Annotated in this window: 11 protein-coding genes; 2 read left to right on the plus strand and 9 right to left on the minus strand. The window is 74.6% G+C overall.

Going from position 1 to position 12313, the window contains the following annotated elements; all coding sequences use genetic code 11:
• Positions 1-87 precede the first annotated feature (87 nt).
• Complete coding sequence (locus ACLFMI_RS05780) at positions 88-1695, plus strand: flavin-containing monooxygenase (protein WP_410946676.1); 1608 nt, start codon at positions 88-90, stop codon at positions 1693-1695.
• 42 nt (positions 1696-1737) lie between these two features.
• Here ACLFMI_RS05780 and ACLFMI_RS05785 read toward each other — a convergent pair whose 3' ends face one another.
• The 8 genes from ACLFMI_RS05785 to ACLFMI_RS05820 form a co-directional block, all read right to left on the minus strand.
• On the minus strand, positions 1738-2730 hold the full coding sequence (locus tag ACLFMI_RS05785; protein WP_410946677.1) for an adenosine deaminase: 993 nt from the start codon (positions 2728-2730) through the stop codon (positions 1738-1740).
• Positions 2731-2780: 50 nt separating this feature from the next.
• Positions 2781-3803 (minus strand): SDR family NAD(P)-dependent oxidoreductase, encoded by a 1023-nt coding sequence (locus tag ACLFMI_RS05790; RefSeq protein WP_410946678.1) that lies wholly within the window; start codon positions 3801-3803, stop codon positions 2781-2783.
• Positions 3804-3893: 90 nt separating this feature from the next.
• Positions 3894-4541: a type III secretion system chaperone family protein gene (locus ACLFMI_RS05795; RefSeq protein WP_410946679.1), complete on the minus strand. Its 648-nt coding sequence runs from the start codon at positions 4539-4541 to the stop codon at positions 3894-3896.
• A 103-nt stretch (positions 4542-4644) separates the two neighbouring features.
• A complete protein-coding gene (locus tag ACLFMI_RS05800) occupies positions 4645-5502 on the minus strand; it encodes a WXG100-like domain-containing protein (protein ID WP_410946680.1) in 858 nt (285 codons plus the stop codon).
• Positions 5503-5543: 41 nt separating this feature from the next.
• Complete coding sequence (locus tag ACLFMI_RS05805) at positions 5544-5873, minus strand: type VII secretion target (protein ID WP_410946681.1); 330 nt, start codon at positions 5871-5873, stop codon at positions 5544-5546.
• A complete protein-coding gene (locus tag ACLFMI_RS05810) occupies positions 5870-6220 on the minus strand; it encodes a YbaB/EbfC family nucleoid-associated protein (protein WP_410946682.1) in 351 nt (116 codons plus the stop codon). Before ACLFMI_RS05810 ends, ACLFMI_RS05805 begins: the two co-directional genes overlap by 4 nt.
• A gap of 49 nt (positions 6221-6269) precedes the next feature.
• A complete protein-coding gene (gene clpB, locus ACLFMI_RS05815) occupies positions 6270-8918 on the minus strand; it encodes an ATP-dependent chaperone ClpB (protein ID WP_410946683.1) in 2649 nt (882 codons plus the stop codon).
• A gap of 180 nt (positions 8919-9098) precedes the next feature.
• On the minus strand, positions 9099-9914 hold the full coding sequence (locus tag ACLFMI_RS05820; RefSeq protein ID WP_410946684.1) for a pyridoxamine 5'-phosphate oxidase family protein: 816 nt from the start codon (positions 9912-9914) through the stop codon (positions 9099-9101).
• Positions 9915-10229: 315 nt separating this feature from the next.
• Here ACLFMI_RS05820 and ACLFMI_RS05825 point away from each other — a divergent pair, with 315 nt between their 5' ends.
• Positions 10230-11402: a globin domain-containing protein gene (locus ACLFMI_RS05825; RefSeq protein ID WP_410946685.1), complete on the plus strand. Its 1173-nt coding sequence runs from the start codon at positions 10230-10232 to the stop codon at positions 11400-11402.
• A gap of 49 nt (positions 11403-11451) precedes the next feature.
• On the opposite strand, the gene ACLFMI_RS05830 is transcribed toward ACLFMI_RS05825, so the two are convergent.
• A complete protein-coding gene (locus ACLFMI_RS05830) occupies positions 11452-12261 on the minus strand; it encodes a TauD/TfdA family dioxygenase (RefSeq protein ID WP_410946686.1) in 810 nt (269 codons plus the stop codon).
• Positions 12262-12313: the final 52 nt, after the last annotated feature.

Consider the following 12313-nt stretch of genomic DNA (forward strand, 5'->3'; position numbering starts at 1 on the left):
TGATCCTGCCGACACCGGCGGCAGGCGCGCCCGTGAGACGGACCGCTCTCACGTGCCGCAGCGTTATGCAGCCTTTACCGTCGAATCATGACGTCCGAGGCGCTGCCGATCCAGCGACCGGCCGGTCCCACCACCCCGGACGCCGGTGGCAGCGGTGATCGAACGAGCGGTCCGTCGCCCCGACACTCCCGGGTCGCCGTCGTGGGAGCCGGGTTCACCGGCCTCGCCGTGGGCCTGGCGCTGCTGCGCCGGGGGGTCCACGACTTCGTCCTGCTGGAACGGGCCGACGACGTCGGCGGCGTCTGGCGGGACAACACCTACCCCGGCGTCGGCGTCGACACGCCGTCCCCGCTCTACCAGCTGCGCGCGATGACCAACCCGGACTGGTCGGCCCTCTACGCCCCCGGCCACGAGGTGCAGGACTACGCTCGCCGGCTCGCCCGCTCCACCGGCCTGCACCAGCACGTTCGGTTCGGCGCCGAGGTGCTCTCCGCCCGCTGGGACGCCCGCGCGGCCCGCTGGCGGGTCGAGACCCCGCACGGGATCTACACCGCGGACGTGTTCGTCAGCGCGGCCGGGCTGGTGGCGGATCCGAAGCTGCCGGACATCGAGGGGCTCGCCGAGTTCCCCGGTCCGGTGTTCCACTCGGCCCGCTGGGACCACTCGGCGGAGCTGGCCGGCAAGCGGGTCGCGGTCGTTGGGACCGGGGCGACGGCGATCCAGCTCGTGCCGGAGCTGCAGCCGCAGGTGGCCGAGCTGCACGTCCTGCAGCGCACCCCGGCATGGGTGATGCCGAAGCCGGAGCGGCCGGTCGGGGAGCGCGCCCGGCGCGCGCTCGCGGCGAACCCGGTGCTGGGCCGGATGCAGTTCGACGTGATCTACGCCGGCGCCGAGCTGCTGGCGGCGACCCGCCGCTCGCGGCTGCTGCGCGAGATGCTGAGCCGGGTCGGACACCGGCACATGGCCGCGCAGGTCCCCGATCCGGCGCTGCGGGCCCGGCTCACCCCGGACTTCGACTACGCCTGCAAGCGTCCGCTGGTGTCGAACACCTACCTTCCGGCGATGACCGCGGCGAACACCCGGCTGCACACCGGCGGGCTGGCCCGGGTCGGGGGCAGCACCGTGCACTCCGGCGACGGGACGTCCGCGGAGGTGGACGCGATCGTGCTGACCACCGGGTTCGAGGTCGGTGCCACCGCCCCGATCGCCCGCCGGATCCAGGACACCGGCGGCCGGTCGCTGCACGACCACTGGGGTGCCTACCCGCGGGCCTACCTGGGGATGAGTTACCCGGGCTTCCCGAACCTGTTCCTCATGCAGGGCCCGAACGCGACCAGCGGGGCCAGCTCGACCCTGCTGTTCTCGGAGGCACAGGCCCGCTACGTCGCCGACGCCGTCTGCCGGATGGCCGACCAGGGCATCCGCGCGGTCGACGTGCGGCCCGAGGTGGAGCGGCGCTGGACCGCCTGGATCCGGAAGCGGTCCGCGCGGACCGTCTACGAGACCGGCGGCTGCGCCAGCTACTACCAGAACGGCGAGGGCCGCAACGTCGTCATGTGGCCGGCGAACACCGCCGAGTACCAGCTGCGGACCCGCCGGTTCCGGCTGTCGCCGTTCCGGGCCGAGCGTGGCCGGACCGGGGCCGGCCGGCCGCTGGAGCCGCTGCGCCCGGTCCGGCTCGCTGCTACGGCCTAGCGGCTCGTGAGTGGTTATCGCGGTCCTGACCGCGATAACCACTCACGGGCGCCAACGGCGCACCTCCTCGGTGAAGCCCTCCCGGGCCGACGAGTCCAGGAAGGACGCCTCGAAGGAGTTCCCGGCCAGCGTGCGGAGCTGCTCGGCGTCCAGGCCGAGGCCGTCCCGGGCTGCGGTGTAGTTGTCGTCGGCGTAGCCGCCGAAGTACGCCGGATCGTCGGAGTGCACCGAGACCATCAACTCGGCGGCCAGCATCTCCGGCAGCGGGTGCAGGCCGATCCCCGGCACGCAGCCCAGCCGCACGTTGGACAGCGGGCAGACGGTCAGCGGGGTGCGGTCCCGGCGCAACCGGGCGACCAGATCGTCGTCCTCGATCGCGCGGATGCCGTGGTCGACGCGCAGCACGCCGAGGTCGTCGAGTGCCTCCCGGACGTAGGACGGCGGCCCCTCCTCCCCGGCGTGCGCGACCGGCTTGAGCCCCAGGCCCCGTGCCCGCTCGAAGACCCCGGCGAACCCGGACGGCGGGTGACCGACCTCCGCCGAGTCCAGCCCGACACCGACGATCCGGTCCAGGTACGGCTCGGCAGCGCGCAGCGTGGCCTCGGCGTCGGCAGCCGGCTGGTCGCGCAGGAAGCAGAGGATCAGCCCGGCCGAGACGTCGCCGGCATGCGCATCGATCGCGTCGGTCAACCCGCCGACCACGTCGGCCATCGGCACACCGCGGGACGTGTGCGCCTGCGGGTCGAAGAACATCTCGACGTGCCGGACGCCCTGCCCCGGGCACCGGCGCAGGTAGGCCGACGCCAGTTCGGCGAAGTCGTCCCGGGTGCGCAGGACGGCCATGTTGGCGTAGTAGACGTCCAGGAACGACTGCAGGTCGCTGAAGTCGTAGCGGGCGCGCAGGTCCTCCACACCGGAGTACGGCAGCGCGACGTCGTTGCGGCGGGCCAGCTCGAAGACCGTCTCCGGTTCGAGGGTCCCCTCGATGTGCAGGTGCAGCTCGGCCTTCGGCAGCGGCGGGGTCCCTGTCGTCATCGGAACATCATCCCGGCCCGGACGCCCGGGCCCACCGCAGACCCCGTCGATCAGGCCGGGTGCCGGTCGACCGTGCCGCGGGCCCGGCGGTCGCTGCGGGCGCGGTCCCGGGCCGCGGCGGCCGCGCGGGCCCGCTGCTGCGCGGTCCGCGGGCCGCCGGCCAGGAAGTGCTCGCTGCGGCCGCACCCGCCGGCGGCGGCGACCGCACGGCCGGCGTCGGGGCGGGTCGGTGAGTCCGGCAGCCGGGGCGCCTCGGCGGCATCGCGACGCGCGGGCACCGGCATGAGCGGCTGGCGGGTGGCGTCGGCGAGGAGCTCCGCGCCGCGCCGGGCCATCCGGGCACCGGTGCCCACCGTCCGCAGGGCGCGTCGCGGGAGCTCCAGCGCGGCGATCAGCGGGCGAGGCCCCGGGGCCGGGCCCGGGTCGCTGACGGCGCGGCCCGCGTCGAGGTCGGCCAGCGCGGTGTCGGCGACCCGACCGGCGTCGACCCGCAGCACCCGCCCGGCGGCACCGGACGAGCGCCCGTCGACGTTCCAGGCGGTGTCGACCGCCCCGGGGCACACGGCGAGCGCGCGGACGCCGGTACCCGCCAGCGTGGGCCCGAGCGAGTCGGTGAACGCCGTGACCCAGGCCGCCGCCGGGCCGTGCCCGGCCGTGGCGCCGACGTTCACGATCGCGCCGGTGCCACGGCGGACCATGCCGGGCAGTACCGCGTGGGTGATCCGTGTCGTCGCGGTGACGCACGGGTCGGTCCCGGTCCGGCGGGCCCCGGCCGGGCCGCGCGCGAACCGCTCGGCGGTCTCGCCGGCGGTGTCGTTCACCAGCACGTCCACGGCAGGCGCCTCGATCCCGGACAGCAACGCCGCCACCCGGAACGCGCCGCGCCGGGTCGCCACGTCCGCGACCAGGACGTCCGCCCGGACGGCGTGCCGCTCGGCGACGGCCCTGGCCGTCGCGTGCAGCCGATCGGGGTCCCCGGCTACCAGCAGCAGGTCGTACCCACGGGATGCGAGGCGGTCGGCGAACGCCGCACCGATGCCGGCGCCGCCGCCGGTGATGAGAGCCACAGCCACCCGAACAGGGTATCCAGCCCTGCTCTAGTTAGCGCAATCGGGTGGTCACTTCACGTATCGAATGATCAACCGTGCGCGATCGTGTGCAGGTCAGGACTCGACCGCGGGACGCGCGCCCTGCATGTTCTCCTCGAGCACCGTCGCGACCTCGGCGAGGTCGGCGAGCAGGTCCTGCATCCGCTCCGAGGAGATCCCGACCGGGGCGGCGGCGAGCACCCAGGCGTCCTCGGCCCAGAGCAGCTCGACGTCCTCGCCGACCGCGTCGCTGGCGTCGGCCAGCCGGGCGGTCAGCAGCGGGCGGACGGCGTCGGCGTCGCTGACGAAGGCGTAGCGCTCGCCGACCGGCTCCAGCAGGTCGAGGCCGGCGTCGTCGGGCAGCGGGGCGGACGGCAGCCGCAGCTCGACGGCGGCCGGGAGCGTCTCCTGCACCTGCACGGCGCAGAGCACCGAGCTGATCCGCCCGGCCTGCTCGTGGTCGAACGCGTAGGCCCGGCGCGGCTCGTCCGGGGTCGGGACGTAACCGGAGACCAGGTTGCGGGCCACCCCGGGCCCGCCCTGGTGGATGGTCCCGTAGCGCCAGCGGCTGGGCAGGACGGGGTCGGAGTCCTGGAACTCCCACTCCCGCAGCGACGCCCACCGCCGGCGGTCCCGCGTCGCGCCCCCGCGGAACCGGTCGAACAGGAGGAGACCGATCCCGATGAGGATCGCGACGACGGCGATGACGAACCAGACCGACATGCCGCGGAGCGTAGCCCCGACACGGCCTGCACCGTGGTAACGCCACGACCCCGACCGGGCCTTTCACCACGATCCGGTCCCGTCGGCGCCGCTGTCCGACCCCTCAGCCGGCCGGGGCGTCCCACTCCCGCTCGGTGACCCGTCCGGCGGCGTCCTGCTTCGCGGCCTCGACGCCGACTCCGAGACCCGGCACCGCGCCGAGGGCGGCCTCCAGCCCCCCGGCGGCGCGCAGGCCGGCCGGTCCGAGCCCCGCCGCGAGCTCGTCGGCCAGCCGGGAGAGCCGGCCCAGCTCGCGCAGCACCGCGGCCACCCCGTCGGCCATGTTCGACGCCGTCACCGCGGCGTCGGCGACCAGCGCGGTGACCGCGGCGGGCGCCCCGACCCCGCCGGTGCCCAGCGCGACGGCCAACCAGCGCACCGCCGTGACCACGAACGACGCGATCGCGTCCCGGATCACCGCCCGCTCGGTCCCGACCATCACGCCGGACTCGAGGACCAGCCGAGCCACCTCGCCGGCCGTGCCTGCAACGCGGACGAGCTCCGCCCGGCGGGCGGACGCGCCGTCCAGGTAGCCGTCGGCTGCGGCCCCGGACCAGCCCTGCGCGGCCCGCCGGACGGACTCGTCGAGCTCGGTGGCCCGTTCGGTCAGCGACCGGGCCAGTGCCTGCCAGGCCCGGGCCCGGCCCTCGATCTCGCCGGGGTCACCGCAGAGCTGGTCGAGGGGCTCGCGCAGCCAGGACACGTGTTCCATCGCCCAGCCCAGGCCGGCCTCGGCGAACGCGCCCAGCGGGTCGGCGACCGCGCCGAGCGCGTCCAGGCCGGCGGCGGTGCCCGCCGCGGCGATCCCGGCGGCATCCTGCTCCTGCACGGCGCCGGCCAGGTCGTGCACCGAGGACACGACGCCCGCGCCCTCGAGGATGTCGCCGTCGGCATCGTCGGGGGCGGCGGCCGGGGTGGCCACCCGGGTATCGGTACCCGCTCGGGAGTCCGGGCCGGGCGCGGTCACCGGTCCGGACCCGCAGCCGGGACCTCGATGCCGGCGAACCGCTCCGCGGCGGCGGACTCGGCCCGCCGGTACTCCTCGGCGCAGGCCTGTACCCGGTCGGCGGCACCCTGCAGGGCGGCGGCGAGGTCGGTGACGGCGAGCGCTCCCCGCCCCATCGCGCCGGTCGCGGACGCGGCGAACAGGCCACCGACCAGGCCGTAGGCGCCGGGGGAGAGCGCGGCCGCGGTGGGCCGGCTGCGCCGGACGGCCTCGGCGATCCCGGCGAGCTCGTCGGCGTGTGCGGTGAGCCGGTCCGGTTCGGCCCGGAACCCGCCGGGCCCGGTCACCGGCCGTCCTCCGACGTGAGCGGGGCGACGATCGCCCGGACCTGAGCGCCGGCGTCCGCGGCGGCCTCCCGGGCCAGCCGCAGCACCAGCTCGGCGAGCCGGGCCCGGGGCAGGTCCTCGGCGCGCACCCCGAAGGTCAGGCCGGTCAGCGCGCCGGACGGGTCGACGGTGACCGTCACCGCACCGTCCCGGGTCCGCGCGGTGGCGGTCACCTGCTGCGCCTGGTCACGGGCCCGTTCGGCCCGGACCCGGATGCGGTCGATGCGGTCGCGGTAGTCGTCGAGCCAGACCCGGGCGGCCTCACCCGCGGCGGCCCGGTCCGGGACGGCGATCAGCGGCGGTTCCATGCGCCGGGACGATGACGGGCGCCGTCCCGGTGCACGGCCGGGTGGCCGATCAGTTCGCGATCGCGACCCGGTCCGCCGCCGCGGCCCCGACGACCAGCCCGCCGGTCCCGCCGGACGCCGACGGGTCCAGGTCGACGCGGACGGTGTCGCCCTCGCGGATCGAACCGGCGAGCAGCTCGCGGGCGAGCTGATCTCCGATCGAGGACTGCACCAGCCGGCGCAGCGGGCGCGCCCCGAAGACCGGGTCGAACCCGTTCAGCGCCAGCCACTCCCGGGCCGGGTCGCTGATCTCCAGCGACAGCCGGCGCTTCGCCAGCCGCCGGCCGAGCACACCGACCTGGATGTCGACGATGTGGGTCAGCTCGTCGGTGGACAGCGCGTGGAAGACCACGACGTCGTCGAGGCGGTTGAGGAACTCCGGCTTGAAGTGCGACCGGACCACGGACATCACCGCGTTCCGCCGCCCCTCGTCGTCCAGCGACTGGTCGGCGATGGCCTGGCCGCCCAGGTTGGACGTCAGCACCAGGATGGTGTTGCGGAAGTCCACCGTGCGGCCCTGGCCGTCGGTGAGCCGCCCGTCGTCGAGCACCTGGAGCAGCGTGTCGAACACGTCCGGGTGCGCCTTCTCCACCTCGTCCAGCAGGACGACGGTGTAGGGCCGCCGCCGGACGGCCTCGGTGAGCTGGCCGCCCTGGTCGTAACCGACGTATCCGGGCGGTGCACCGACCAGCCGGGCCACCGAGTGCTTCTCGGAGTACTCGCTCATGTCCACGCGGACCATCGCCCGCTCGTCGTCGAACAGGAACTCCGCCAGCGCCTTGGCCAGCTCGGTCTTGCCGACCCCGGTCGGGCCGAGGAACAGGAACGAGCCGGTGGGCCGGTTCTCGTCCGCGATCCCCGTGCGGGCGCGGCGCACCGCGTCGGACACCACCCGCACCGCCTCGGCCTGCCCGACCACCCGGTGCCCGAGCTCGTCCTCCATCCGGAGCAGCTTGGCGGTCTCGCCCTCCAGCATCCGGCCGGCGGGGACCCCGGTCCAGGAGCTGACGACGTCGGCCACGTCGTCCGGGCCGACCTCCTCCTTGAGCATGACCGCTGTGCCCGCTGTGCCGTGTCCCCCGGCGGTCCGCTCGGCCGCGGCGGTCTTCTCGGCGAGCTCCTTCTCCAGCTGCGGGATCCGCCCGTAGCGCAGCTCCGCGGCGCGGCCCAGGTCGCCGTCGCGCTCGGCCCGCTCGGACTCGCCGCGCAACTGCTCGAGCTGCTCCTTGAGCTCGCGGGTCGACTCGATGGCGCCCTTCTCGTTCTGCCAGCGCGCGGTCAGCGCGGACAGCTCCTCGCGCTTCTCGGCCAGCTCGGCCCGCAGCGCGACCAGGCGCTCCCGGGAGGCGTCGTCCGACTCCTTCGCGAGCGCCATCTCCTCGATCTCCAGCCTGCGCACGGCCCGCTCCACGGTGTCGATCTCCACCGGACGCGAGTCGATCTCCATCCGGAGCCGGGACGCGGCCTCGTCGACCAGGTCGATGGCCTTGTCCGGGAGGAACCGGGCGGTGATGTAGCGGTCCGACAGCGCGGACGCGGCGACCAGCGCGGCATCGGTGATCCGGACGCCGTGGTGCACCTCGTAGCGCTCCTTGAGCCCGCGCAGGATGCCCACGGTGTCCTCCACGCTCGGCTCGCCGACCAGCACCTGCTGGAACCGGCGCTCCAGGGCCGCGTCCTTCTCGATGTGCTGCCGGTACTCGTCGAGCGTGGTGGCGCCGACCATCCGCAGCTCACCGCGGGCGAGCATCGGCTTGATCATGTTGCCGGCGTCCATGGCACCCTCGCCGGACGCGCCGGCGCCGACGATCGTGTGCAGCTCGTCGATGAAGGTGATGACCTCGCCGGCCGAGTCGGTGATCTCGGAGAGCACCGCCTTGAGCCGCTCCTCGAACTCGCCGCGGTACTTCGCGCCGGCCACCATCGAGCCCAGGTCGAGCGCGATCACCCGCTTGCCCCGCAGCGACTCGGGCACGTCACCGGCGACGACCCGCTGGGCCAGGCCCTCGACGATCGCGGTCTTGCCGACACCCGGCTCGCCGATCAGCACCGGGTTGTTCTTGGTGCGCCGGGACAGCACCTGCACCACGCGACGGATCTCGGTGTCCCGGCCGATCACCGGGTCGAGCTCGCCCTCGCGGGCCCGGGCGGTGAGGTCCTGGCCGTACTTCTCCAGCGCCTGGTAGCTGCCCTCGGGATCCGGGCTGGTGACCCGGGCCGACCCGCGGACCGAGCCGAACGCCTCGCGCAGTGCCTCCGCCGTGGCGCCGTGCCGCTGCAGCAGCTGCGCGACCGGGCCGCCGGACTGCGCGAGCCCCACCAGCAGGTGCTCGGTGGAGACGTACTCGTCACCCATCTCGGTCGCGAGCCGCTGGGCCGCTGTGATCGCGGCCAGGGCGTCGCGGGACAGCTGCGGCGCGCTCACCGAGGAGCCGGACGCCGACGGAAGCCGGTTCCCGAGCGCGGTCACCTCCTGGCGGACGGCGTCGGTGTCCGCGCCGACGGCGGTCAGCAGCGGGGCGGCGATCCCGTCACCCTGGGCCAGCAGCGCACCCAGCAGGTGGGTCGGGCCGACGTCGGGGTTGCCGGCCAGCGTCGCGGCCTGGACGGCGGCGGAGACGGCCTGCTGGGTACGGGTGGTGGGGTTGAAGGAGTCCATGCTCCGCGTCCTTCCCGGTCCTTCTCTTCGTCGTGTCACGTGGTCTCGGGAGCGGTACCGGCCCAGTCTGCCCGGGCGGTGCGCTCTTCGATACGTGCAACGTCAGGAAAGTTGAGTCTGTTCCGCTCAACGCGAGAAGGAGGCGGTGCTGCGCACCTCGCTGCTACCCGACCGTGCCGGTCACCGGGCGGGCGGGCGTCGACGCAGCGTCCGGGACGCGCCCGCACCGAGGTGGGTGGTGCTGGGGAAGCGCCGCCGCGGCGGGCGCGGCACCCGCTGCGGGGTGCCCCGGGCGCCGAAGAAGTCGCCACCCTTGCGGGCCGGGTCGTCGGTGCCCCACGGCCGCCGCTGCGTCACCCGCTCCATCCGCGGGATGTGCTTGCGGCAGTGGATGTAGGCCTCCTCGACGTCGATCACCACCCAGTGCTCGGCCCGCCGGCCGCGCTCGCCGTCCCGGGCGTGCTCGGGGTAGCCGAGCCGGAACGCCTCGTCGTCCAGGATCCGGGCGCGGCCGTTGACGTGCAGCCCGATCAACGAGTCGACGAAGTCGACCATCAGCACCCCGACGTGCGGGTTCTCGACGAGGTTGCCGAGGCTGGCGTAGACGCCGTTGCCCCGGTACTCCGGGTAGGCCATCGTCCGCTCGTCGAGGACCTGCAGGAAGCCTGGCGGGCCGGCGCGCAGCGAGCTGTCGCACTCGCCGTGCCCGTCGGCGGTCGCGATGAACGCCATCTCCATCCGCCCGATGAACTCGACCATCCGCGGCAGCAGCCGGTCCCGCAGCTGGTCGCCGTAGAACCGGTCGGCGCGGGCGGTGCTGCCCAGCTCGTCCTGCAGCACGTGCTCGCCACCCGATCCGGGCCGTCCGTCCGGGTCGTCCGGGAGTTCGGGGCCGCCCGCCGGGACCGGGTCGGCGGGCACGGTCGGCCCACGGTCCGGAGCCGGCGCGGGGCGCTCCCGGCCGGGCATCACCGGGATGGGGGTTCGCAACGGCACGTCGTCAACCGTGCCATCCCGCGCGGCCAGGACCAAACGACGAGCACCGGCGAACCGGACGGCCTGCCACGTGGGGCAGTCCGGCGGCCGGGCGCTATCCTGAGTGCGGCGCCACCCACGCCATGACGAGTGACCACCGTCCCCGAACGGATGAGACGTGACCGTACGTACCGGTGAATGTGGCGAGAGCAGTCTCGCCGTCGGACGCCGTCCCGGCGGACGGAGTGTCTCGCGTACCTTGACTGCCGAGGCACGGGCGCCGGGGCCCGGTGCCACCGCGTTACGGAGCACGACCGAGGAGAGTGTCCGCCAGGCATGACTGCTGACCAGCTGATCGCCGGCGGCGTCGCACCGCCGCGGCGGCCCGCATCGGAGGCCGACCGGACCGTCGAGCTCATCCGGACGAGCTGGCAGCTCGTCGAGCCGCAGGCCGAGGAGATCGGCAAGCACTTCTACTCGACCCTGTTCAGCCGCGCCCCCGAGACGCGCGACCTGTTCCCGGTCAACATGGAGGTGCAGCGCAGCCGGTTGCTGCGCGCCCTCGTCCACGTGGTCCAGATGGTCGACCAGCCGGACGACCTGGTCCCGTTCCTGCAGCAGCTCGGCCGCGACCACCGCAAGTTCGGCGTGCTGTCCCAGCACTACGCCGCGGTCGGCGAGGCGCTGCTGTCGGCGATCGCGACCTATTCCGGCGAGAACTGGACCCCGGACGTCTCGAAGGCCTGGCACGGCGCGTACGGGATCGTCGCCGACGCCATGCAGCAGGCCGCCGCGGCCGAGCGCGGGCCGGCGTCATGGCTGGGCCGGGTCGTCGAGCACCGGCGGATCGGCTGGGACCTCGCGGTGGTCACCGTGGCGACCGACGATCTCGTGCCCTACCAGGCCGGTCAGTACGTCTCGGTCGAGACGCCGCACCGTCCCCGGCTGTGGCGCTACCTGTCCCCGGCCTGCGCCCCGCGCCGGGACGGAACCATCGAGTTCCATGTCCGCGCGGTGGAGAACGGCTGGGTCAGCCGGGCGATCGTCGCGCACAGCCGGATCGGCGAGACCTGGCGGATCGGCCCGCCGATGGGCCGGATGGCCGTGCCGCAGGGCAGCGAGCGGGAACTGCTGATGGTCGCAGGCGGTACCGGTGTCGCACCGATGAAGGCCCTGCTCGACGAGGTCGGCCGCCGCCCGCGCCCGCCGCGGACCCAGGTGTTCGTCGGCGGTCGTACGTGGGAGGACCTCTACGACTTCGGGGCGCTGCGCAAGCTGTCCTACAGCCACCCGTGGCTGGACGTGATCCCGGTGGTCGAGCACGAGGACGAGCCCTCCGGCGCGGAGACCGGCACCCTGGCCGACGTGGTCACCCGGTTCGGCGCCTGGAGCGAGCACGACGTGCTGGTCTGCGGCTCCCCGGCGATGATCCGCTCCACCGTCTCCCGGATGCTGGTCGCCGGCACCCCGCTGGACCGGATCACCTACGACCCGTTCACCATGGACTGACCCACCTCACCCGGGTATGGCGCGTGCGGGCTCCACAACGCGGGTGGGGTCAGAAGGCGTCGGTGCTGCGGACCGAGAGGACGTGCAGGGCGCGGGACCCGGTGAAGGCGTCCCGGCCGTGCAGGTACCGGTAGTTGTCCAGTAGCAGCACGTCCCCGGCGTCCATCCGGAACCGCGGCGCGACCTCGTAGGCCCCGGCCAGCAGGTCGGCGTACTCCTCGATCCGGCCCAGGTGCTCGTCCCAGTGCGGCTCGCGCGGCACCGGCAGCGCGTAGTCGCTGGCCCGCACCGCCCGCCGTCCACCCCGGGTGTGCTCGACCATCCGGCGCAGCAGCGGGGTGTCGGGCACCCCGCGCGGCGGGTTCACCCGGCTGCCGAAGAAGTCGACGTCGCAGCCGGTCAGGAACGCGTGCAGCTCCGGGTGGCCGTCGGCCAGCCGGTCGACCAGCGCGTAGCCGTCGACCAGCACCGAGTCCCCGCCGGACGGCGCCGGCACCGAGCAGTGCATCAGCAGGTAGTCCTCGTCCGGGTCGCGCAGCTGCACGGTGCGGCCGTGCACGTCGGCCTCGAGGTACGCGCCGTCGTTGTGCAGGCCCAGGACCGGCGAGTCGGTACCGCCCTGCGGCCGGATGCCGAACAGTTCCCGCAACCGCCCGCCGAGCACGGTCGCGGCCAGCACGACCAGCGCCTCCGGGTCGTCACCCGCATCCGGGACGAGCACCACGCCGTCCTCGGCGAGCACCTCCCGGGCACCGGTGGACGTCGCGCGCCGCGGCACCACCCCGGTGCCGTCCACCAGGTCCTTCAGCTCGGGCCGGGGCTCGCCGCGCCGCCGTCCGTCCGTGCCGGTCTCCGCCACGTCGTCCTCCGTTCGTGCCGTGCAGATGCTCCGGCACAAGTGTGGCAGGAGC

It is taken from the genome of Pseudonocardia nantongensis (genome assembly GCF_046546495.1).
Classification (GTDB): Bacteria; Actinomycetota; Actinomycetes; order Mycobacteriales; family Pseudonocardiaceae; genus Pseudonocardia; species Pseudonocardia nantongensis.